The 21387-nt window shown below is 63.7% G+C and carries 23 protein-coding genes; 12 read left to right on the top strand and 11 right to left on the bottom strand.

What is annotated here, in order from left to right:
• Positions 1-338: 338 nt before the first annotated feature.
• Positions 339-1664, top strand: coding sequence for an ammonium transporter (locus BMX67_RS09215; protein ID WP_090734270.1), 1326 nt, complete (start codon positions 339-341; stop codon positions 1662-1664).
• A gap of 139 nt (positions 1665-1803) precedes the next feature.
• On the opposite strand, the gene BMX67_RS09210 is transcribed toward BMX67_RS09215, so the two are convergent.
• Complete coding sequence (locus BMX67_RS09210) at positions 1804-2805, bottom strand: polyprenyl synthetase family protein (protein ID WP_090734268.1); 1002 nt, start codon at positions 2803-2805, stop codon at positions 1804-1806.
• A 75-nt stretch (positions 2806-2880) separates the two neighbouring features.
• Here BMX67_RS09210 and BMX67_RS09205 point away from each other — a divergent pair, with 75 nt between their 5' ends.
• The 3 genes from BMX67_RS09205 to BMX67_RS09195 are packed head-to-tail and all read left to right on the top strand — an operon-like array spanning position 2881 to position 4065.
• The gene (locus BMX67_RS09205; RefSeq protein WP_090734267.1) at positions 2881-3090 is read left to right on the top strand and encodes a putative signal transducing protein; all 210 of its coding nucleotides are present in this window, start codon (positions 2881-2883) and stop codon (positions 3088-3090) included.
• Positions 3083-3841, top strand: a complete 759-nt coding sequence (locus BMX67_RS09200; RefSeq protein WP_090734265.1) for a tRNA1(Val) (adenine(37)-N6)-methyltransferase — start codon at positions 3083-3085, stop codon at positions 3839-3841. Before BMX67_RS09205 ends, BMX67_RS09200 begins: the two co-directional genes overlap by 8 nt.
• 59 nt (positions 3842-3900) lie before the next feature.
• Positions 3901-4065 carry a YdcH family protein gene (locus tag BMX67_RS09195; protein ID WP_090734264.1) on the top strand — a complete coding sequence of 55 codons (165 nt, stop codon included), beginning with the start codon at positions 3901-3903 and terminating at the stop codon, positions 4063-4065.
• Between the two features lie 74 nt (positions 4066-4139).
• On the opposite strand, the gene phbB is transcribed toward BMX67_RS09195, so the two are convergent.
• The 3 genes from phbB to BMX67_RS09180 all read right to left on the bottom strand — a co-directional run bounded on the left by phbB (position 4140) and on the right by BMX67_RS09180 (position 7073).
• Positions 4140-4862 (bottom strand): beta-ketoacyl-ACP reductase, encoded by a 723-nt coding sequence (gene phbB / locus BMX67_RS09190; protein WP_090734262.1) that lies wholly within the window; start codon positions 4860-4862, stop codon positions 4140-4142.
• A gap of 85 nt (positions 4863-4947) precedes the next feature.
• On the bottom strand, positions 4948-6120 hold the full coding sequence (locus BMX67_RS09185; protein WP_090734261.1) for an acetyl-CoA C-acetyltransferase: 1173 nt from the start codon (positions 6118-6120) through the stop codon (positions 4948-4950).
• 182 nt (positions 6121-6302) lie between these two features.
• Positions 6303-7073 carry an EAL domain-containing protein gene (locus BMX67_RS09180; protein WP_090734259.1) on the bottom strand — a complete coding sequence of 257 codons (771 nt, stop codon included), beginning with the start codon at positions 7071-7073 and terminating at the stop codon, positions 6303-6305.
• A gap of 154 nt (positions 7074-7227) precedes the next feature.
• Between BMX67_RS09180 and BMX67_RS09175 the strand changes: the two genes are divergently transcribed.
• Entirely contained in the window at positions 7228-7806 is a 579-nt protein-coding gene (locus BMX67_RS09175) for a DNA-3-methyladenine glycosylase I (RefSeq protein WP_090734258.1), read from the top strand.
• Here the strand turns inward: BMX67_RS09175 and BMX67_RS09170 are convergent.
• Positions 7781-8329, bottom strand: a complete 549-nt coding sequence (locus tag BMX67_RS09170) for a TlpA disulfide reductase family protein (RefSeq protein WP_090734256.1) — start codon at positions 8327-8329, stop codon at positions 7781-7783. The genes BMX67_RS09175 and BMX67_RS09170 overlap by 26 nt on opposite strands.
• Before the next feature lie 23 nt (positions 8330-8352).
• Here BMX67_RS09170 and argH point away from each other — a divergent pair, with 23 nt between their 5' ends.
• The 4 genes from argH to BMX67_RS09155 are packed head-to-tail and all read left to right on the top strand — an operon-like array spanning position 8353 to position 13730.
• The gene (argH, locus tag BMX67_RS09165; protein WP_090734255.1) at positions 8353-9759 is read left to right on the top strand and encodes an argininosuccinate lyase; all 1407 of its coding nucleotides are present in this window, start codon (positions 8353-8355) and stop codon (positions 9757-9759) included.
• The gene (locus BMX67_RS19570; protein ID WP_175479864.1) at positions 9756-9926 is read left to right on the top strand and encodes a hypothetical protein; all 171 of its coding nucleotides are present in this window, start codon (positions 9756-9758) and stop codon (positions 9924-9926) included. The genes argH and BMX67_RS19570 overlap by 4 nt, the downstream gene beginning before the upstream one ends.
• A 1-nt stretch (position 9927) precedes the next feature.
• On the top strand, positions 9928-11193 hold the full coding sequence (gene lysA, locus BMX67_RS09160) for a diaminopimelate decarboxylase (protein WP_090734253.1): 1266 nt from the start codon (positions 9928-9930) through the stop codon (positions 11191-11193).
• Complete coding sequence (locus tag BMX67_RS09155; protein WP_245739357.1) at positions 11184-13730, top strand: DUF4175 domain-containing protein; 2547 nt, start codon at positions 11184-11186, stop codon at positions 13728-13730. The genes lysA and BMX67_RS09155 overlap by 10 nt, the downstream gene beginning before the upstream one ends.
• A 6-nt stretch (positions 13731-13736) precedes the next feature.
• Here BMX67_RS09155 and BMX67_RS09150 read toward each other — a convergent pair whose 3' ends face one another.
• On the bottom strand, positions 13737-14564 hold the full coding sequence (locus BMX67_RS09150) for a zinc-ribbon domain-containing protein (protein WP_281249166.1): 828 nt from the start codon (positions 14562-14564) through the stop codon (positions 13737-13739).
• A gap of 92 nt (positions 14565-14656) precedes the next feature.
• Between BMX67_RS09150 and BMX67_RS09145 the strand changes: the two genes are divergently transcribed.
• From BMX67_RS09145 to BMX67_RS09135, 3 genes are read left to right on the top strand one after another with little or no spacing between them, the layout of a single operon-like run.
• Positions 14657-15331 (top strand): cell division ATP-binding protein FtsE, encoded by a 675-nt coding sequence (locus tag BMX67_RS09145; protein WP_090734250.1) that lies wholly within the window; start codon positions 14657-14659, stop codon positions 15329-15331.
• Positions 15328-16257 (top strand): cell division protein FtsX, encoded by a 930-nt coding sequence (locus tag BMX67_RS09140; protein ID WP_090734249.1) that lies wholly within the window; start codon positions 15328-15330, stop codon positions 16255-16257. The genes BMX67_RS09145 and BMX67_RS09140 overlap by 4 nt, the downstream gene beginning before the upstream one ends.
• On the top strand, positions 16254-17018 hold the full coding sequence (locus tag BMX67_RS09135; protein WP_090734248.1) for a lysophospholipid acyltransferase family protein: 765 nt from the start codon (positions 16254-16256) through the stop codon (positions 17016-17018). The genes BMX67_RS09140 and BMX67_RS09135 overlap by 4 nt, the downstream gene beginning before the upstream one ends.
• Before the next feature lie 39 nt (positions 17019-17057).
• Here the strand turns inward: BMX67_RS09135 and BMX67_RS09130 are convergent, their stop codons facing one another.
• The 5 genes from BMX67_RS09130 to BMX67_RS09110 all read right to left on the bottom strand — a co-directional run bounded on the left by BMX67_RS09130 (position 17058) and on the right by BMX67_RS09110 (position 21378).
• Positions 17058-17288 (bottom strand): hypothetical protein, encoded by a 231-nt coding sequence (locus tag BMX67_RS09130; protein WP_090734246.1) that lies wholly within the window; start codon positions 17286-17288, stop codon positions 17058-17060.
• 351 nt (positions 17289-17639) lie between these two features.
• Positions 17640-18362 (bottom strand): Crp/Fnr family transcriptional regulator, encoded by a 723-nt coding sequence (locus BMX67_RS09125; protein WP_090734245.1) that lies wholly within the window; start codon positions 18360-18362, stop codon positions 17640-17642.
• 270 nt (positions 18363-18632) lie between these two features.
• A complete protein-coding gene (locus BMX67_RS09120; RefSeq protein WP_090734243.1) occupies positions 18633-19592 on the bottom strand; it encodes an acetyl-CoA carboxylase carboxyltransferase subunit alpha in 960 nt (319 codons plus the stop codon).
• 76 nt (positions 19593-19668) lie between these two features.
• The gene (locus BMX67_RS09115; protein WP_090734241.1) at positions 19669-20163 is read right to left on the bottom strand and encodes a L,D-transpeptidase family protein; all 495 of its coding nucleotides are present in this window, start codon (positions 20161-20163) and stop codon (positions 19669-19671) included.
• A 30-nt stretch (positions 20164-20193) separates the two neighbouring features.
• On the bottom strand, positions 20194-21378 hold the full coding sequence (locus BMX67_RS09110; RefSeq protein WP_090734240.1) for a MalY/PatB family protein: 1185 nt from the start codon (positions 21376-21378) through the stop codon (positions 20194-20196).
• Positions 21379-21387: the final 9 nt, after the last annotated feature.

Raw genomic sequence — 21387 nt, 5'->3', positions numbered from 1 at the left:
ATACAGGAAGAATTGCGTGCAGGGAATTGCCCTGACCAATCCGTGATTGTTGGTGCAAATGCGCGCTGTCGGCGGCTTTCGGCCGGCACGAACCGCCATCGCGCAACTTTTACGGGCAGATTCGTCTGGCCTGCTTAGCGATGGGGCAAATTTCCGCGCCGCAGAAACGAACTTTGCGCATGGATTGGGCAAAACCGGGCATTTCTGCCCTTTGTCGCGACAAATGAGGTTTCCGCAGGCAGCAGAGCCGCCCTTGCCTTGTCCCGCGCCCCCTGAATTGCCGATCAAAGGCCCGATGGCAGCCGTGCGGCGGCTGCGAGTGCAGACAGGTGGATGACATGAGAAAGACCTTCCCGATCATCGCGACACTTGCGACGGTGGCCGCCATGCCGGCCCTTGCGCAAGACGCCCCGGTGGACGCGGCCCCCGCAGTCAGCGCGGATGTGGCGTATATCTTCAACACGCTGCTGTTCCTGATCGGGGGTTTCCTCGTGATGTGGATGGCGGCGGGCTTTGCCATGCTGGAAGCGGGGCTTGTCCGCTCCAAGAACGTGACGACGCAGCTGTTCAAGAACGTGTCGCTGTTCGCGATCGCGGGCATCATGTACTGGCTGATTGGCTATAACCTGATGTATCCGGGCGAATGGACCATGCCGGGCGTCATCGGCGAGATCTTCAGCCCCAAGGGAATCGACGCCGTCGGTTCGGGCGTGGCCGACGATGGCTATTCGGCCGGGTCGGACTTCTTCTTCCAGCTGATGTTCTGCGCCACCACTGCCTCGATCGTGTCGGGCACCCTGGCCGAGCGTGTCAAACTGTGGCCCTTCATGATCTTCACCGTGATCCTGACCGGCGTGATCTATCCCATCGAGGCCAGCTGGCAGTGGGGCGGCGGCTTCCTGTCGGAAATGGGCTTCTCGGATTTTGCAGGTTCGACGCTGGTCCATGCCACGGGTGGTTTCGCGGCGCTGGCCGGTGCGATCCTGCTGGGGGCGCGGACGGGCAAATACCGTGCCGATGGCCGCATGCAGCCGATGCCGGGCTCGAACCTGGCGCTGGCCACGCTTGGCACCTTCATCCTGTGGCTGGGTTGGTTCGGCTTCAACGGCGCCTCGCAGCTGGCCATCGGATCGGTTAATGACGCCGCCGATGTCAGCCGGATCTTCGTGAACACCAATATGGCCGCATCGGCCGGTGCGATCGCCGCCGTCATCACCACGCAGCTGCTGTATGGCAAGATCGACCTGACCATGGTGCTGAACGGTGCGCTGGCCGGTCTGGTCTCGATCACGGCCGAGCCGCTGACCCCCTCGATCTTCGCGTCGCTGCTGATCGGCGGTGTGGGTGGTGCGATTGCGGTGTTCGTGGTCCCGATGCTGGACAAGATGAAGATCGACGATGTCGTCGGCGCCATTCCGGTTCACCTTGTGGCCGGTGTCTGGGGCACCATCATCGTTCCGGCAACCAACCCCGATACCAGCTTTGTCACCCAGATCATCGGCGTCGTCGCCATCGGCGGGTTCACCTTCATCGTCAGCTTCATCATCTGGAGCATCCTGAAGGCGACCACCGGTATCCGTGTCGACAAGGAGGCCGAAATCACCGGCCTCGATATCGCCGAGATGGGGATGGAAGCATATCCGGACTTCGTGCAGGCGAAATAACCCGCACACAAAGTCTCTTCCCGGAGAGGGGCGGGCCGAGCGATCGGCCCGCCCTTCCGCATTTCAGACCCCGTCACCGGGCAAAGGAAAAGGCGCCCGGTTCGCGGACGCCCTTGATGCGGTCTTTGGTGGGGTGGGTTCAGGCGACCCGGCTGACCACGAAATCGGCCAGATCGGACAGCATGTCGCGGATCGGATGTTCCGGCAGGACCGACAGCGCCGATTTGGCACGGCCCGCCCAGTCCAGCGCATCGGCACGCGCCGCATCCATCGCGCCGTGACGCGCCAGCAGATCCAGCGCATGTTCCAGATCGCCGTCGCGCTGATCGCCCTTTTCGATCACGCGGGTCCAGAAATCGCGTTCGGCCTGATCGGCCTTGGCGACGGCCTTGATCACCGGCAGGGTCAGCTTGCGTTCGCGGAAATCATCGCCGACATTCTTGCCGATGGTTTCGGTGGCACCGCCGTAATCCAGAAGATCGTCCACGATCTGGAACGCGATCCCCAGCGCATCGCCGTAATCGAACAGCGCACGGACCTGTTCTTCCGAAGCCTCGGCGATGACGCCGCCCACCTCGGTCGCGGCGGAAAACAGCGCGGCGGTCTTGCCCCGGACGACCTGCAGATAGATGGCCTCGTCGGTGCGAAGATCCTGCGCGGCGCTAAGTTGCAGCACCTCGCCTTCCGCGATCACCGCACTGGCATTTGACAGGATTTCCAGCGTGCGAAGGTTGCCCGGCTCGACCATCAGCTGAAAGCTGCGGGCGAACAGGTAATCGCCGACCAGAACCGATGATTTGTTGTCCCACAGAAGGTTCGCCGTCGGGCGACCGCGCCGCTGCTGGCTTTCATCGACCACATCGTCATGTAGCAGCGTGGCTGTGTGGATGAATTCCACCGTCGCGGCCAGATGCACGTGGTAATCGCCCGGATAGCCAAGCAGCTTGGCCGCGGCCAGGGTCAGCATCGGGCGCAGGCGCTTGCCCCCGGCCTCGACCAGATGGGCCGTCACCTCGGGGATGCGCGGCGCATGCTTGCTGGCCATCCGCTGACGGATCAGCGCATTGACCGCTTCCATTTCGCCAGCCAAGGCCTGCGACAGCCGATCCAGCGGTTTCAGGACGTTTTCGTTCACACCCATTCCCACACCCCGTTTCTGGCCCAACGCATTGCCATGCCATCGACAATTGCGCAACCGCCACATATCGTTTCGCCCATGAAAGAGCTTTTGCGCACCACCGATCCGGTCCGTCTGTCCCATGCCGTCAGCATTCTGGACGAAGAAGGCATTCCCGCCTTCGAAATGGATCAGCATATGAGCGTTCTTGAAGGTTCGATCGGGATCTTGCCAAGGCGGCTGATGGTCGCGGATCGCGACGAGTTCCTGGCCCGCGCGATCCTGCGCGAGGCCGGATTGCATGACTGAGTTGCGCGATGACGGGTTTCTGAACGGTCGGCTGCGCGTCCTGCAACCGGCGCGCGGCTATCGGTCGGGGGCGGACGCCGTGATGCTGGCGGCGGCCTGCGCGGCACGACCGGGGCAATCGGTGCTGGAACTTGGCTGCGGGGCCGGGGTTGCCAGCCTGTGCCTGGCGGCGCGCGTGCCGGGGCTGGTCCTGACGGGGCTGGAATTGCAGGACAGCTACGCAAACCTTGCCCGGCAGAACGCAGCGCGAAACGGTCTGTCGATGACGGTGCTGACTGGTGACCTGTCGTCACCGCCTGCGGATCTGCGCGCCGCGAGCTTTGATCATGTGATCAGCAATCCCCCATATTTCATGGCCGGCACACAGGGGCCCGCGGCGGATCGCACGATCGCCCGGCAAGAGAGGCTGCCGCTGCATGGCTGGATCGATGCCGCGCTGCGCCGGCTGAAACCTGCGGGCGGTCTGACCCTGATCCAACGCGCCGATCGGCTGGATCAGTTGATCGCGGCTTTACTGGGTCGGGCAGGGGCGATCACGGTGCTGCCCATTGCCGCGCGGGCCGGGCGCGAGGCCGGTCGCGTGCTTGTGACCGCTCGTAAGGGGGCGCGGGCGCCGCTGCGTCTTTTGGCGCCGTTCATCATGCATGACGCCCCATGCCATACACGTGACGGCGAGGACTTTTCCGCTGCGGCCCGCGCGGTCCTGCGGGACGGCGCCGATCTCACGCGGCTGTTTGCGAAAGTTTCGTGACAGGCGTGGGATTCTGTGCTGCAATCCCTGTGTTCGACCAAACCACAGAGGAGGACGCAATGTCGGTTACTTCCCACGTAGAGGAACTTCGTCGCAAACATCGGGTGCTTTCGGATGCTGTTGAAAAAGAACAGAGAAGTCCGGGTGCAAGCGATCTGGATATTGCGCGAATGAAACGTGAAAAACTGCGCATCAAGGAAGAAATTTCCCGGCTGTCCCACTGATCGTTGAACGGTGACCTTTTACAAGACAAGGCCCGCGCAGTGCGCGGGCCTTTTTCTTTGGTTTGTCGCTTGTGTCAGGCGAAATACTGACCGCCATTCGCGCTGATGGTCGCGCCGGTGACGAAGCCTGCATCATCGGATGCCAGGAACACCACGCAGCGGGCGATTTCCTCGGGCTCACCCAGTCGGCCGACCGGGATCTGGGCGATGATCGATTCGCGCACCTTTTCCGGCACCGCCATCACCATCTCGGTCGCGATATAGCCGGGGCAGATCGCGTTGACGGTGATGTTGTTGCGTGCGCCTTCCTGGGCCAGTGCCTTGGTAAAGCCCAGATCGCCGGCCTTGGCCGCGGAATAGTTGGCCTGTGCGAACTGACCCTTTTGCCCGTTGATCGAGCTGATATTGATGATGCGGCCGAATTTGCGGTCGCGCAGCCCCGGCCACAGCGGGTGGGTCATGTTGAAGATGCCCGACAGGTTGGTGTCGATGACCTCTTTCCACTGCTGCGGCGTCATCTTGTGGAAAGGCGCGTCGCGGGTGATCCCGGCGTTGTTGACCAGAACCGCGATGGGGCCAAGTTCCTCTTCCACCTGCTTGATGCCCGCGGCGCAGGCATCGTAATCGGCGACCGACCATTTGTAGGTCTTGATCCCGGTTTCGTCGGTAAAGGCCTTTGCGGCCTCGTCATTGCCCGCATAATTTGCGGCAACGGTGTAGCCTGCGTCCTTCAGGGCCTTCGAGATGGCGGCGCCAATTCCGCGCGATCCGCCTGTGACCAATGCAACTTTCGACATGTCCCCTCCGTGTCGTTGATAGTGCTGAAACATTGCTATTCAAGTAAATCTCTGCGCGCAACATAATTGCGCGCAGGTTTTTGGCTTAACGTTCCAGACACATGGCAACGCCCATGCCGCCGCCGATGCACAGCGTCGCCAGACCCTTCTTGGCATCGCGACGCTTCATTTCGAACAGCAGCGTGTTCAGCACGCGGCAGCCCGAGGCACCGATCGGGTGACCGATGGCGATCGCGCCACCGTTGACGTTCACGATGGACGGATCCCAGCCCATGTCCTTGTTCACGGCACAGGCCTGTGCGGCAAAGGCTTCGTTCGCCTCGACCAGATCCAGATCGCCCACGGCCCAGCCGGCCTTTTCCAGCGCCTTGCGGCTGGCCGGGATCGGGCCGGTTCCCATGATCGCGGGGTCCAGACCGGCGGTGGCATAGGATGCGATGCGCGCCAGCGGCGTCAGGCCGCGGCGGTTTGCCTCGTCTTCCGACATCACCATGACGGCAGCCGCGCCGTCATTCAGGCCCGAGGCGTTGGCCGCCGTGACCGAGCCGTCCTTGGTAAAGGCCGGACGCAGTTTCTGCATCGCTTCGATCGTGGCGCCGTGGCGGATATATTCATCCTTGTCGACGATGGTGTCGCCCTTGCGACCCTTGACGGTATAGGCGACGATCTCGTCGTCGAAGCGGCCTTCCTTCTGCGCGGCTTCGGCCTTGTTCTGCGAGGCGACGGCGAATTCATCCTGCTGATCCCGCGAGATCGACCATTTTTCCGCCACGTTTTCAGCCGTCTGACCCATGTGGTAGTTGTTGAACGCGTCCCACAGGCCATCGCGGATCATGGTGTCGATCATCTTCATGTCGCCCATTTTCTGACCCGCGCGCAGATAGGCGGCGTGGGTGGCCAGCGACATGCTTTCCTGACCACCGGCCAGAACGATCTGCGCATCACCCAGCATCACCTGCTGCGCGGCCAGCGCGACGGCCCGCAGGCCCGAACCGCAAACCTGATTGATCAGCCAGGCCGCCGATTCCTGCGGCAGGCCGGCATTGATATGGGCCTGACGGGCGGGGTTCTGGCCCTGCGCGGCGGTCAGAACCTGCCCCAGAATGGTTTCGCTGACTTCTGCGGGGTCGACACCTGCGCGGGCGACGACCTCTTTCAGGACCGCGGCACCAAGATCATGCGCTGGCACATTGGCGAATGATCCAAGAAAGCTGCCCACCGGGGTGCGGGCGGCGGATACGATAACGGCTTTGGTCATGTCGGGCTCCTTCCCATCGCTGCCGAATTGGCGGCAGGTCGCAGCCAGAATGCGGTTTCGTGCCCCGACGTCAAGCCAATCGCAGGTTGCGGCTGCCGCTGTCACAATCTTTTCGCAGATGACGAAAAGCGCGGCAGGCCGGGCAGATCGAAGGACTGGAACGGATCAGATGGGACGATCGGTCAGCGATGGGCCAGCGACGGCGGCGATTTCCATGGCGGGGCGATGGTCGGCGCGCCGAAGTAATAGCCCTGCAGGCAATCGACGCCCATGTCGATCAGGAACGCGGCATCATCTGCCGTTTCCACCGATTCAGCGACCGTGAACATGTCGAAATGATGCGCGATGGATTGCAGGGCCCGTGTCAGCACCTGATTGTCGGGATGCTCGGAAATTTCGCGGATGAACTGCCCGTCGATCTTGATCATGTCAAAGCAGAAGTCGCGAAGATAGCGGAACGAAGTATAGCCGGCGCCGAAATCGTCCAGGGCCAGGCTGACACCATAGCGCTGCACCTCGCGCATGAACTGGTTGACCAGATCCGGCATGCCCATCGCTGAAGATTCGGTGATTTCCAGGATCAGCCTTTCGCCCAGATAGGGATCGTCTGCCAGACCTTCGCGCAGGATCCGCATCCAGTCGGGATAGCCGATCGAGCGGGCGGACATGTTGATGGACAGGCGCAGCGTCGGATCCTCGGCCAGCGATTTCAGGCCAAGCGACAATGACATGCAGTCGATCTGACGACCCAGTTCGGTCTGTTCCGCGACGGGCATGAAGTCGCGCAGCGGCACGATGCGGCCGGTATCGTCGATGATGCGGATCAGTCCTTCATAGAAGGCGGGCCGTTTCGTGTTCTGCGCCTGCACGATGGGCTGATAGGCCAGAACGCCATTTCCCTTTTCAACGGCTGCGCGCACGGTGGGCAGCGTGATGCGGGTCTGCTCGGTCATCGCAAAATCCAGCGGAGAGCCTTTCGGGGGGGTACCATCGCTCACAGCGGGCCTCGTCGTCGGTGGTGGTCAGGTGGCTTTTGTTGCACTTTGGGCATATTCGCCTAATTTCCGGTAAATGCGCAGGATTTTCTGGACTCAGGGTTAACAGATCATGATCGGCAGATGTTCGTGGTGCGGGACCGACCCGCTATATGTGGCCTATCACGACACCGAATGGGGCGTACCCGAGTGGGATTCCCGTGCCTTATGGGAAAAACTTGTCCTGGATGGGTTTCAGGCGGGGCTGAGCTGGATCACCATCCTGCGCAAGCGCGACGCCTTTCGCGAAGAGTTCGAGGGTTTCGATCCTGAACGCGTCGCCCGCTGGGACGAGGACCGAATCGCCAAGGCGCTGACCAATCCGGGAATCATCCGGCATCGCGGCAAGATCGCCGGCACTGTCAAAGGCGCGCGGCTGTTTCTGGAAATCGAAGGGAACGAAGGCTTTGCGCCCTGGCTGTGGTCCTTTGTCGGTGGCCAGCCGATCCAGAACGACTTTGCCGGGATGGGGCAGGTCCCGACCGACACCGCCGAATCCGCAGCCATGTCCAAGGCATTGAAAAAACGGGGCTTCACATTCTGTGGGCCGGTGATCACCTACGCCTTCATGCAGGCGACGGGCATGGTCAATGATCACATCACGACCTGCCCGCGCCATGCCGAGGTCAGTCGGCTGTCATCTGGCGGATAACGTCCTTGGCGGCGTCGCTGGCCCAGTCGGCGTCGCCCAGCAGGCGGGCGACCTCGGTGCCGTCGCGGTCGATCAGCACGGTGACCGGCAGGCCGACCACACCCATCTGACGCGACAATTGCTGTTTCGGGTCCAGCAGCGTCGGCAGGTTGGTAACGCCGGTTTCATCAAAGAATTCCGCGATCTTTTCAGGGGCGTTCCGGCCAGTGGCGATGGTCACGACCTGAAAATCGTCGCCGCCCAGTTCGGCCTGCAATTCGTCCAGCGCGGGCATTTCTTCGCGGCAGGGCGCGCACCATGTCGCCCAGAAGTTCAGCAGAACCACCTGACCTTCGTAATCGGCCAGGGTGAATTCATTGCCTTCGGGATCGGTAAAGACGGTGTCGGGCAGGGCGGGCGCGTCGGTCGAGGGCACAAGTTTGGCCAAACCTGCCGATTTTGCGGCGTCCCAGTCCACCTCGCCCGCGAAGGCGGTGTTTGCACCGATAAGAAGCGCCGTATAAAGCAGGGCGGAACGCAGCATGTGACCTCCGAAGGACTTTCCGTATGAACGACCGGCCCCAGACCCAGGACGCAGCCAACAGCATGTGGGGCGGGCGCTTTGCCGCAGGACCCGATGCCATCATGGAGGCGATCAACGCCTCGATCGGCTTCGACCGGCGGCTCTACGCCCAGGATATCCGGGGTAGCCGGGCCCATGCCGCGATGCTGGCGGCGCAGGGCATCATCAGCGATAGCGATGCCGACGCCATCGGGAAAGGCCTTCTCACGGTCTTGTCAGAGATCGAGGCAGGCGATTTCCCCTTCAAGACCGCGCTGGAAGACATCCACATGAATGTCGAGGCGCGGCTGAAGGACATCATCGGCGAACCGGCGGGCCGCCTGCATACGGGCCGGTCGCGCAACGATCAGGTCGCGACCGATTTCCGGCTGTGGGTACGCGATCAATGCGACGCCGCGATTGCGGGCCTGCAGGCGCTGATCCGTGCCGCGCTAGGTCAGGCCGAAAGCGGTGCCGACTGGGTCATGCCGGGCTTTACCCATCTGCAGACCGCGCAGCCGGTCACCTGGGGCCACCACATGATGGCCTATGTCGAGATGTTCGGCCGCGATCTGTCGCGCTTTCAGGATGCACGCCGGCGGATGAACGAATCGCCCCTTGGCGCGGCGGCGCTGGCCGGGACCGGCTATCCGATCGACCGTCACGCCACGGCCAGGGCGCTGGATTTCGACCGCCCGATGGCCAACAGCCTGGATGCCGTCAGCGACCGTGACTTTGCGCTGGAATTCCTGTCTGCGGCCAGCATCTGCGCGGTGCATCTGTCGCGTCTGGCGGAAGAACTGGTGATCTGGTCCTCGGCGCAGTTCCGTTTCGTCTCGATGTCGGACAAGTGGTCGACCGGATCGTCGATCATGCCGCAGAAGCGCAACCCCGACGCGGCCGAGCTGATCCGTGCCAAGATCGGCCGGATTCTGGGCGCGACGGTGGCGCTGTTCACGGTGATGAAGGGTCTGCCCTTGGCCTATTCCAAGGACATGCAGGAAGACAAGGAACAGGTCTTTGACGCCGCCGACAACCTGATGCTGGCGCTGGCGGCGATGGGCGGGATGCTGTCGGATCTGACCGCGAACCGCGAAAACCTTCAGGCGGCGGCTTCGGCCGGGTTCTCGACCGCGACCGATCTGGCCGACTGGCTGGTCCGCGAGGCCGGTCTGCCCTTCCGCGACGCCCATCACGTCACCGGCACGCTGGTCGCCATGGCCGAGGACAGGGGCTGCGATCTGCCCGATCTGACGTTGGCGGACATGCAGTCGGTCAATGCCGCCATCACGGAGGATGTGTTCAACGTGCTGGGTGTGCATAATTCGGTCGCGTCGCGGCAAAGCTATGGCGGCACCGCGCCCGATCAGGTGCGCGCACAGATCGCCCGCTGGAAAGAGGTGCTGGCATGAGAAATATCGTCCTGATCGCAGCCGCCATCGTCGTGCTGATCGTGGTTCTGACCGGTTGCGGCGTCGATGGGGCGCCGCGCCGTCCGGCGCCGGAACCCGCAGCGCAGTCGCAAGGCGGCATCACCCTTTCGGGCGACGCCCGTATCGGCGTCTCGACGGAGCTTTGAATTGGATCACTTCAACTACAAGGACGGTCAGCTTCACGCCGAGGATGTCCCCCTGTCGCGGATCGCGGCCGAGGTCGGCACGCCCGTCTATGTCTATTCCGCGGCGACGCTGACCCGTCATTTCGGGCTGTTCCGTCAGGCGCTGGACTGGACCGATCACCTGGTCTGCTTTGCGGTCAAGGCGAATTCGAATCTGGCCGTGCTGAAGCTGATGGCCGACCAGGGCGCGGGAATGGATGTGGTGTCGGGCGGGGAATATGCCCGCGCCAAGGCGGCCGGTGTGCCGGGTGAGCGCATCGTCTTTTCGGGTGTCGGCAAGACCGTCTCCGAGATGCGTCAGGCGATCGAGGGCGGCATCCGTCAGTTCAACATCGAAAGCGAACCCGAGATGCGGGCGCTGTCCGCGCTGGCCGTCAGCATGGGGGCCGAGGTTCCCGTGGCGATCCGGGTGAACCCGGATGTCGATGCCAAGACGCATGAAAAGATCGCGACCGGGAAATCGGAAAACAAGTTCGGCATCCCGATTGCCAAATCGCGCCAGGTCTACGCCGAGGCCGCGGCGCTGCCCGGCCTGAAGGTCGTTGGCATCGACGTCCATATCGGCAGCCAGCTGACCGATCTGGACCCTTACCGCGCGGCCTATGCCAAGGTCGCGGATCTGACCCGTGCCCTGAGGGCCGATGGGCATGACATCACCCGGCTGGATCTGGGCGGCGGGCTGGGCATCCCCTATCGCCGCGACAACAATGCACCGCCCCTGCCCATCGAATATGGTCAGGTGATCCGCGATGCGGTCGGCGATCTGGGCTGCGAGATCGAGATCGAGCCCGGACGCAACATCGTCGGCAATGCGGGCGTGCTGTTGTCGTCGGTCATCTATGTGAAAGAGGGCGAGGGGCGCGATTTCCTGATCGTGGATGCGGCCATGAACGATCTGCTGCGCCCGGCCATGTATGGGGCGCATCACGACATCGTTCCGGTGCGCGAAGCGGCGCTTGGCGCAGAATTGCGGCCTTTCGACGTGGTGGGGCCTGTCTGCGAATCGGGGGACACGTTCCAGAAGGGCACCCAGCTGCCGTCGGTGGCTGCCGATGATCTGATCGCGTTCCGTTCGGCCGGGGCCTACGGGGCGGTGATGGCGTCGGAATACAATTCGCGCCCGCTGGTGCCCGAGGTTCTGGTCAGCGGCGATCACTTCGCCGTCATCCGCGCGCGGCCGACATTTGAGGAAATGCTGTCTCGGGATACGATCCCGGAATGGCTTTGAGACGACGCAGGCAGGTGACGTCACAGCCGGGGGCTGTCTGCCCCCGGACCCCCGAGGATATTTCCGCACAGAAGATGGGGCCGGTGGCCAATGCGCTGCGGCTGACCCGCTGGGGCATGGTGTGGGAACGCGGGGCGCGGGCCTTCTGGCCGTTAGCTGCGTTGCTGATGGCACTGTATGCGGGATTGGCGCTGGGTGTCATCGCCGCGATGCCGGTGGCTGTTCTGCCCTGGGTTCTGGGTGCTTTGCTGCTGGCGCTGCTGGTTGCCGCCATTCGCGGCGGAATGCGGTTTCGTCGGGTGCGCGAGGGCGAGGTTCTGGCCCGTCTGGATGACAGTCTTCCGGGGCGGCCGCTGACCGCCTTGCGCGATCAGGCCGCGATCGGGGGGGAAGGTGCCCTGTGGCAGGCGCATCTGCGCCAGATGGCCGATCGTGCAAGTGCCGCGCGGGCTGTCAGGCCGGATGCGGGGCTGACAACCCGCGATCCCTTTGCGTTGCGGCTGGCGGGGTTGGTCGCGTTGGTCATGGCGCTGATCTTTGGCGGTGCGGGCCAGATCGGGCAGGGGCTGTCTGCCGTTGCGGCAACGATCACACGTCCCGCCGTCCTGCCCGAGCGGTTGTCAGGTGGTCCAAGCTGGGAAGGGTGGGCCACGCCCCCGGCCTATACGCGCCGACCGACCATCTATCTGAATGCCCTGCCCGAGGGTGAGGTGCTGGAACTGCCCAAGGGCAGCGAACTTAGCTTTCTTCTTTATGGCGACGGGGCCGAGGTCACGCAGGATATCGGGCCGCTTGTGGGTGATGATGCGTCGGCGCCCAGCTTTCGGGGCGAGACTTCGGGGGTGATCGACATTGCCGGGCGGCGTTTCGACATCACGATCCTGCCCGATACGCCGCCGATGATCCGGGCCGGTGCCCCGGCGACGCGTCGCGCGGATGGTCGGATGGTTCAGTCCTTCGAGGCCGAGGACGATCATGGCATCGCCGCCGCCAAGGCGCGGATCGCGCTGGATCTGCCCGCGGTCGACCGCAGATTTGGTCTGGCCATCGACCCCGAGCCGCGCGACGGGCTGGACCTGACACTGCCCTTGCCGCGCGGCGGCGGGCGCGATCAGGTCGTTGGGCAACTGGTCGAGGATCTGTCGCGCCATCCCTGGGCCAATATGCCGATCACGCTGACGCTGGAAGCCAGTGACGGGATCGATCAGGTCGGTCTGTCCCAGCCGGCAAGCATGATCCTGCCGGGGCGCCGGTTTTTCGACCCGTTGGCCGCCGCCCTGATCGAGCTGCGGCGCGATCTGTTGTGGTCGCGCCAGAATGCCGGGCGCAGCGCCGAAATTCTGCGTGCGGTGACCTGGCAGCCCGAGGGGTTCGTCGAGGATGATCTTTATCGCGAGTTGCAGGGTGGCGTTGCGATCCTTGAAGATGGGCCGTTGACTGCCGACACGCGCGACCGCTTTGCCGAAGCCCTTTGGGAGGCAGCGGTCCTGTTGGAGGATGGCGGTCTGGCGGATGCGTTGGCGCGGATGAAACAGGCGCAGGAAAAACTGTCCGAGGCCATTCGCAACGGTGCCAGCGAGGATGAGATCCAGCGCCTTATGGATGAACTGAAAGAGGCGACCGACGCCTATACCCGCATGCTGGCCGAACAGAATCAGCGCGACCCGGCCGATCGCTTTGCCGAGCGCCCCGAGGGGCAGCGCATCACCGGCGATCAGATCCAGCAGATGATGGACGAAATTCAGCGCCTGATGAACGAGGGGCGCATGGCCGAGGCGCAGCAATTGCTGGAACAGTTCAACCGCATGATGGAAAACCTTCAGGTGACCGAGGGTCAGGGCGGACAGGGTGAGGGCAGTCAGGGGAATTCGGCGATGAACGGACTGGCCGACACCCTGCGCCAGCAGCAGCAATTGTCAGATGAGGCCTTCCGCGACCTGCAACAACAGTTCGGTCAGGGCCAGGATGGCGGGAACGCCGACGATCTGGCGCAACGCCAGCGGCAGCTGCGCGAGGATCTGGGGCAGCAGCGCGGATTGTTGCCGGGGCAGGGGTCGGATCTGGGCGATCAGGCGGGTCGGCAGCTGGACGAGGCCGGTCGCGCGATGGAAGATGCCGAACAGGCCCTGCGCGACGGCGATCCGGGTGGTGCGATGCAGCGACAGGCCGATGCGATCCAGTCCATGCGCGAAGGGATGCGCGCCCTGGGTGACATGCTGGGGCAACAGCGGCAGGGACAGGAACAGGGCGGGGATCAGCCCGGACAGCAGCCCGGCGATCAGCCGGGGCAGGGACAGCAGGCCGGGCAGACGGGCGCCGATGGCCAGCCCTTTGACCGTCGGCCGATCCTGGACCCGTTGGGACGGCAGCAGGCCGGAAACGGCAATGTCATCACCTCGGGCGATCCGCTGGCCGAAGGGGTCGACCCTGCCGCGCGGGCACGCGACCTGCTGGACGAGATCCGTCGCCGCAGCGGCCAGCGCGACCGCCCCAGTGATGAACGTGACTATCTGGATCGGCTGCTGGATCGGTTCTAGGCGCGATCAGCGTGACCCAAGAAACCGGGCGGTGCTGTCGGCCAGCCATGTGCGGGCCAGATCGACCTGTGCGCGATAGGCGTTCAGGCCATCGCCGATCGCGCCGCTGTCGGCCATGCGCGGTGCCAGCAGATACAACGCCAGCGCCGCCGTCGCGATCATCGCAGCAAGGCCGAAGCCCGGCCAATAGCCTGTGCGGCGGGTGGATTTGACCAGCGGCGAGTTATGCAGCGGGGTTTGCGGCTTTTGGACCCGATCATGTTTGACGATGGCGGCGGCGGCAGCCGTCGTGGCGGGCGAACTGGGCGGCGTCACATGCGATGCCGCGGACGGCGCACGGTAGGCCGGCGTGGTCGGCTGCGGCGCAGGTTTGGCCGGAGCGGCTGCGGTCTTTGGTGCGGGTGCGGTCAGGCGCGGGCCCGGTTCGGTGATCGCAGGCTGGGCGACCGACCGTGTGACAGGGGCCGTGATCGTGGTCGCCGGCCAATCCGGGTCCGATTGCGGCGAGACGGGCTGGATGTCATCGGATGCCCGCGCCTTGCGTTCGTATTCGACTTCGTCACGCAGGATGCTGAGGACATTGTCGGGCAGCTTGCGGCTGAGATTGACCGGTCCGGGCGATGGGGCGTTGACGTTTTCGTGACGAACCACACCCGAATCGTCCTGCTCGGCGGGGCGGGGCAGGGTCATCGACGGTTCGGCCTGTTGCGGCGTGGCCTGCCAGACATGCCCGCAGGCCGTGCATTCCACCTCTCGGCCGCCTGCCGGGATGGCATCCGGGGCAAGGCTGTATTCCATCCCGCATTCCGGACAAGTCAGTCTGATTTCGCCCATGCCGCCCTCTCGCATTCGTCGTTGCGCTGTTCTATCAAGCGCAGGTCCGGCTTCCAAGCGCTGCCGGCGCCACAAGCTATGGGAGAGCGCGCGTGATCGAGATGCAGGATGTGAGCTTTGGCTACCATGTCGGCTCCGAACTGTTGACGGGAATGACGCTGAGCCTTCAGCCCGGCATGTTCCACTTTCTGACCGGGCCGTCCGGGTCGGGGAAAACCACCCTTCTGCGACTGTGCTACGCCGATCTTCTGCCCAGTTCCGGCCAGTTGAAGGTCTTTGACCAGGATGTGACCGAACTGGGTCGCGACGAGATCGCGATGCTGCGCCGGCGTGTCGGCGTGGTCCATCAGGACACGCAGTTCCTTGATCATCTGCCGGTGGCCGAAAACGTGGCGCTGCCGCTGTCGGTGGCCGGGCAGGGCGTTGATATCGACGCGATGCGCGATCTGCTGGGCTGGGTGCAACTGGCGGCGCAGGCGCGATCCTACCCCCCCTCGCTGTCCGGGGGCGAGCGTCAGCGCGCCGCACTGGCCCGCGCGGTCATCCTGTCGCCCGACGTGGTGCTGGCGGACGAGCCGACGGGCAATCTGGACTGGGAAATGTCGATGCGGCTGATGCAGCTGCTGATCGAGTTGAATAAATCGGGCAAGACCGTTCTGGTGGCGACCCATGACCTGAACCTGATCCGCGCGACCAAGGCGCAGGTTTCGGCCCGGGTGCTGCGGATCGCGGGCGGAACCTTGCACCTGGCAGGAGCCGATCTGTGAAACGTCACGATTTTCGCGCCTTGAATCTACGGACGCTGTGGCAGGGATTGATCCGCGGCGATGGCGGCACCGGCGACCGGATCGTTCCACCGACCGGGTTCACCGCGCATCTGACGCTGTTTTCCGCTGCCGCGATGGCCTTCCTGGCGGTCTTTGCACTGGCGCTTGCGCTGGCGACGGGGCGTCTTGCCGATCGCTGGTCCTCGGAACTGGCGCAGTCGGTGACCGTTCGTGTCAGCGCCCCGGACGGCGATCAGGATGCCTATACACAGGCGGTGTTGCAGATCGTTCAGGCGACGCCGGGCGCGGGTACGCCGCAGAAGCTGCCGAACGATCAGGTGGCCCAGCTTCTGGCCCCGTGGTTCGGCCCCGACATGCCGGTCGACGCATTGCCGGTCCCCGACCTGATCGAGGTGCCGATCATCAGCAAGGACTTCGACCCCGAGGGCCTGCGTCTGCGCCTTGAGGCCGAGGCATCGGGCGCGGTGCTGGACGACCACACGCAATGGCGGCGTCCGCTGGTGACGGCGGCGAACCGGCTGCGGGCATTCGGGATCATTTCGCTGATCCTGATCGCCGCGGCTTCGGCATCGATGATCACGCTGGCGGCCAAGGCCGCGCTGGCGGCCAACGGGCAGGTGATCCGCGTGCTGCGGCTGATCGGGGCGCGGGACATCACCATCGCGACCGCTTTCGTGCGCCGGTTCACCCATCGCGCGGCGCTGGGTGCCGGGGCGGGGACGCTGGCCGGGATGCTGTGCGTGGCCCTGTTGCCCGACATGCAGGCTGCGGGTGGCTTTCTGACCGGCCTGGGCTTTCAGGGATGGGGCTGGCTGATGCCGTTGCTGATCCCGGTGATCGCGGCAGCGGTGGGCTTTCTGGCGACGAAATGGGCGGCGCTGCGTATGCTGGGGTCGGTCCGATGAGCAGTTCTGACACCACGCCGGGGCCGCTGGGTCCGTATCAATATGTGCAGAACGCGCTGTATTACGTGCATGTCGCGCTGGCGACGGTCGTGATCGGCCTGATCGGCATTCCCCGCGTCATCCGCGGCGGACGCGAGGGGGCTAACCGGGTCGCGACCGGCTGGATCGGCTATATGCTGTGGGCGGCCCGCCTGCATCTGGGTGTCACCTGCGAGGTGCGGGGCACACCGCCGACCGAAGATTGCATCGTCGCGGCCAAGCATCAGTGCTTTCTGGATATTCTGGCCATTGCCCATGCGGTTCCGCGCCGCAATTTCATCATGAAACGCGAGGTGATGCGCGTCCCGGTGATGGGGTGGTATGCCTATAAGGTCGGCTGCATTCCCATTGATCGCAGCAAGGGCCGCGACGCGATGCGCGCAATCGTCGCCCGCATCGGCGAGCGGATGGCCGGCGAGGGGCTTGGCCAGTTGATCATCTATCCCGAAGGCACCCGCACCCGCCCCGGCGAACGGCGCAGCTACAAGCATGGCGTGGGCACCTTTCGCGAGGCGACGCAGCTTCCGGTGGTGCCGGTGGCGGTCAATACCGGCCTGTTCTGGCCGCGCAAGGGGTGGGGGGTGCGCCCCGGCCGTGCGGTGATCGAGTTTCTGCCGCCCATCGACGCCCAGACCCCGAACGACGATTTCATGACAACACTTGCCAGTCAGATCGAGGATCACTCGGACCGGCTGATGGCCGAAGCCGGCTTTCGTCGTTAAGCAAGATGGGGGTGCGATTGCCCGCACCCCCGACCACGCCTAGCGCAGTTCGTAATATTTCGGGACATGGGGCTCTGCCGGGGGCAGCCCGATATCCCGCCGCATATGCGGGCTTAGCGCATAGGGGTCGGGCGGCCTTGGCCGCTTTTTCCGGGGCATCATCAGCGCCCGAAGGGTCGCCCATAACACCGCCGTCGCACCATAATGTGCAATCAGGCGTTCGATGCTGGGACGCGGCGTCAGCGCGCGCGCGGGAAGTCTGGCGATCATGTCGCTCTCCTGTGGATGGACCCGTGACGGGATCGGCACGGGACTTGGCTTTTGTGGAAGGCGACCGAACATGCGTGGACAGCCTGCATGGGGCAGGTCAGATCGCAGTCATGTCAGGTCGAAGATGGCCCGAAGGGCCAATGGCATCAGGCGTTTCGCCGGGTGCCTTGGGCCGGGACCACGAATCGGAAAGTCGCGAGAATACGATTGCTCATGCGCGCCCCTCCTTCTTGGATGTGGTCATCGGGCACGATAGGGATGACGGCGGCGTGATCATCTGGCAACGAAAGGATGCGGTCGATCGTGGTTTTGCCGCGACCTGTTGCCGCAAAGCCACGCCTGCCGGTGCAGCTAATCCCCGTCCTTGTCCGGTGTCAGCTGCGTTTGTTGCAGTCTGTTGCGATCCAGAACGCGGATGACGCCGCGGCCCAGTTCAATCGTTTTCTCTGCCCGCAACTGGGCCAGCGTCTTGTTGACGGTCTGCCGAGAACAGCCGGCGAAAGCCGCCAGCTTGGACTGGCTGATGATCGCTTCGGGATGTTCGGGCGTGGTCAGGGTCAGAAGATGCGAGCGCACCCGTTCCTCGGCGGGATAGTACATCGCCACTGTATGCTGGCGGTTGTCGCGCACCAGACGCGCATGAAAGATCCGCGCGAAATTGCCCAGCAGCTTTTCGGGTTCGATACAGCGATGCAGCACCTGTGCACTGAAGATCGCAAGGGTGCTGTTCTGCAACGCAAGGCAGGTCGCGGCGCATGACAGGCCCGACAGGATCTCGACCTCGCCGATGACTTCGCCGGGTTGCGCGACATGCGCCAGAACCTTGTTGCCGTCGATATTGATGAAGCTGACCTCGACACGTCCTTCCAGAACCAGAAAGGCGACGCGGGTGGGCTCACCCTGGGTCAGAACCTCGCGCGCGGAGGTCATCGTGCGAAGCTGCATCTGAGAGGCCAGACTGATCATCGCGCCATCATCAATGCCGCGCAGAAGGTCGGGGTCCAGTTGTCGGATCCGATGGGCCAGATATTCGGCCTGTCGGGAATCCTGATGGTTCGGAACAATATCCTGCACAAAAAACCTCGGTAACAATCCGCCACCGAAGTTTAGCTTTGCTTAAAATCCATGCAACAGGCTTTGAGAATATTGTTATGCGGTTCGCTGAAACCGCGCCCGGCCGGAGGGACCGAAACTCTTAAACCAAACACTCACTGATCCGGTACCCCCGATCGGCAAGAATCTTCTTAAACCGTTTGATCTAAACTTGTGTCGCCTTGCCGACAGAAGGCGCTGGTTTCATCGGCAAGGAGGTCGATTGTTACCAGATCTTGTGGGTGGAAATACCTAGACCAAGGATTTTGAACCCATGCTCAGGAATTTCTGCCGCCGGTCCTTGATCAGCTCGGGCGATTTCTTGCCGACCATATCGTTCAGCATTGCGGAAATCTCATCGCCGACCGCCTTGATCGCACCGGCGGAATCCCGCTGAGCGCCGCCCAGAGGTTCCTTGATGATGCGGTCGATCACGCCCAGTTTCTTCAGGTCCTGCGCGGTCAGGCGCAGCGCCGTGGCGGCCTCGCGCATCTTGTCGGCGTCCTTCCACAGGATCGAGGCGCAGCCCTCGGGCGAGATCACCGAGTAGATCGAATGTTCCAGCATCGCGATCTGGTTGGCGGTGGCAAAGGCCACGGCACCGCCGGATCCGCCTTCGCCGATGATGACGCTGACCAGAGGAACGCCGATTTCAAGGCATTTCTGGGTGCAGCGGGCAATCGCTTCGGACTGGCCGCGTTCCTCGGCGCCTTTGCCGGGATAGGCGCCCGGCGTGTCGACCAGCGTAATGACCGGCAGGCCAAAGCGATGCGCCATGTCCATCAGGCGGATTGCCTTGCGATACCCCTCGGGGCGGGCCATGCCGAAATTATGGGTGATGCGCGATTTGGTATCATTGCCTTTTTCATGGCCGATCACCACGCATGGCTGATCCTTGAAGCGGGCCAGGCCGCCCATCACGGCGTGGTCGTCACCAAAGGCACGGTCACCGGCAAGCGGGGTGTATTCGGTGAAAAGCGCCTCGATATAGTCGCGGCAATGCGGACGATCGGGATGGCGCGCGACCTGGGTTTTGCGCCAGGGGTCAAGATTCTTGTAAAGATCGCCTAGAAGATCGCTGGCTTTCTTGTCCAGCGCGGCGGCCTCTTTTTCGACATCGACCGCATCTTCGGATTTGCGGGCCATTGTCCGCAGTTCTTCTGCCTTGCCTTCAATGTCGGCCAGGGGTTTTTCGAAGTCCAGATAGACCATGCCAGAAGTGCTCCGGGGCTGTTCGCGATTTTGCCCTATATGCGGCTGACGGCGCGGGATTGCAACGCGGGCCGGATCAGGGCTGAATTTCGACCTCGGTGCCAAGGCGGATCGCGCCGAACAGCTCGGTCACCTCGGCATCGGACAGGGCGATGCAGCCGGCGGTCCAGTCGCCGGGCAGGATTTCCCCGTCCGGGCGGCTGTTGGGCTGGCCATGGATATAAATATCGCCGCCGGGGTTATAGCCACCGGCCCGCGCCAGCGCGACGTGATCGGCGCGCGGATAGTCCAGCCGCAGGGCAAGGTGGAAGCTGCTGTTCTTTTTCAGCATGTCGACGCGGTAGACGCCCTCGGGTGTCTTGCCGTCGCCTTCCAGCTTCTTGTCGCCCTCGGGGGCGAAGCCAAGGGCGACGTCATAGACGCGCACCGGCTTGCCACCGCGAAACGCGGTCATGCGCCGGTCGGATTTGTCGATGAGGATGCGATCGACCGGACCGTCCAGCGGGCCTTTCAGATCATCGGCTTTGTTCAGGTGGCCCTGTAGCCACCCCAGAAAAAGAAAGGCCAGCATCGCGGTGTCGGATTTCCAAAGCGAAACAGGTTATTGCAGGTCCGAAAAAGCCTCCTGCAGACGCTGGACGGCCTGCGCCACCCTTGCACGCGGCGTTGCGATGTTGAAGCGAAGAAAGCTGTCGCCGCCCGCCCCGAAGCTTTTTCCGTGATTGGCTGCGATCTTTGCGCCACGCTCGACGCGGGCGGTGAACTCGGCCGGGGTCATGCCGGTCCCGGAAAAATCCACCCAGGACAGGTAGGTGGCCTGCAGGGGCATGGAACGCAGGCCGGGGATCGCGTTCACGCCCTTGTCGAACAGGCGGCGGTTGCCGTCAAGGTAATCGACCAGCGAATCAACCCATGCCGCACCTTCCGGGGAATAGGCGGCGGTGACCATCTCGGCGCCGATGAAGGCGGGCGAAACGCCCCCGGCCATCAGCGCGGCCTTGAAGCGCAGGCGCAGATCAGCATCGGCGATGATCGCGTTGCCCAGATGCGCACCGGCGATGTTGAAGGTCTTGGTCGCCGCGCTCAGCGTGATCAGGCGGTCGCTGATCTCGGGGACCAGTGCGGCCATGACATGATGTTTGTGGCCCGGCATGACCAGATCGTTGTGGATCTCGTCCGAGATCAGGATCAGGTCGTGACGCACGCAGAAATCCGCGACCTGCCGCAGTTCCTCGGCGGTCCAGACGCGCCCGCCGGGATTATGCGGCGAACACAGGATCATCATCCGTTCCGACCCGTCCAGCATGGTTTCCCAGCGTGACCAGTCCAGCCGATAGCTGCCTTCGTCCTGAGCCAGCGGCAGTTCGACCAGATTGCGGTTATTGGCTTTGATGATGCGGCCAAAGGCGTGATAGACGGGCGACATCACGATCACCCCATCGCCCGGCTGGGTAAAGGCCTGCACCGCCATCGCGGTGCCGTTGACCAGCCCGGCGGCGGTCAGGATCCAGTCGGGATCGACTGTCCAGTCGTGGCGATTGGCCATCCACCAGCAGATCGACTGCTGATAGGCGGGGTTCGCGCCGGGATAGCCATAGATGCCGTGGGCGGCGGCGGTTTCGACCGCGCGCTGAACGGCGGCGGGCGGCCGGAAATCCATGTCCGCGACCCACATCGCCAGCCCGCCTTCGGCCGGCGACACGCCAAAGCCCGCCTCCATGTCGTCCCATTTCGAGCAATGCGTTCCGGTGCGATCGATCACTTCGTCGAAATCGGGCAGGGTCATGTCGGCTCC

The sequence above is a fragment of the Paracoccus homiensis genome, from assembly GCF_900111675.1.
In the GTDB taxonomy this organism is placed as follows: domain Bacteria; phylum Pseudomonadota; class Alphaproteobacteria; order Rhodobacterales; family Rhodobacteraceae; genus Paracoccus; species Paracoccus homiensis.
Note: the sequence above shows the minus strand (reverse complement) of the source record. Positions and strands in the feature narration are given on the sequence as shown.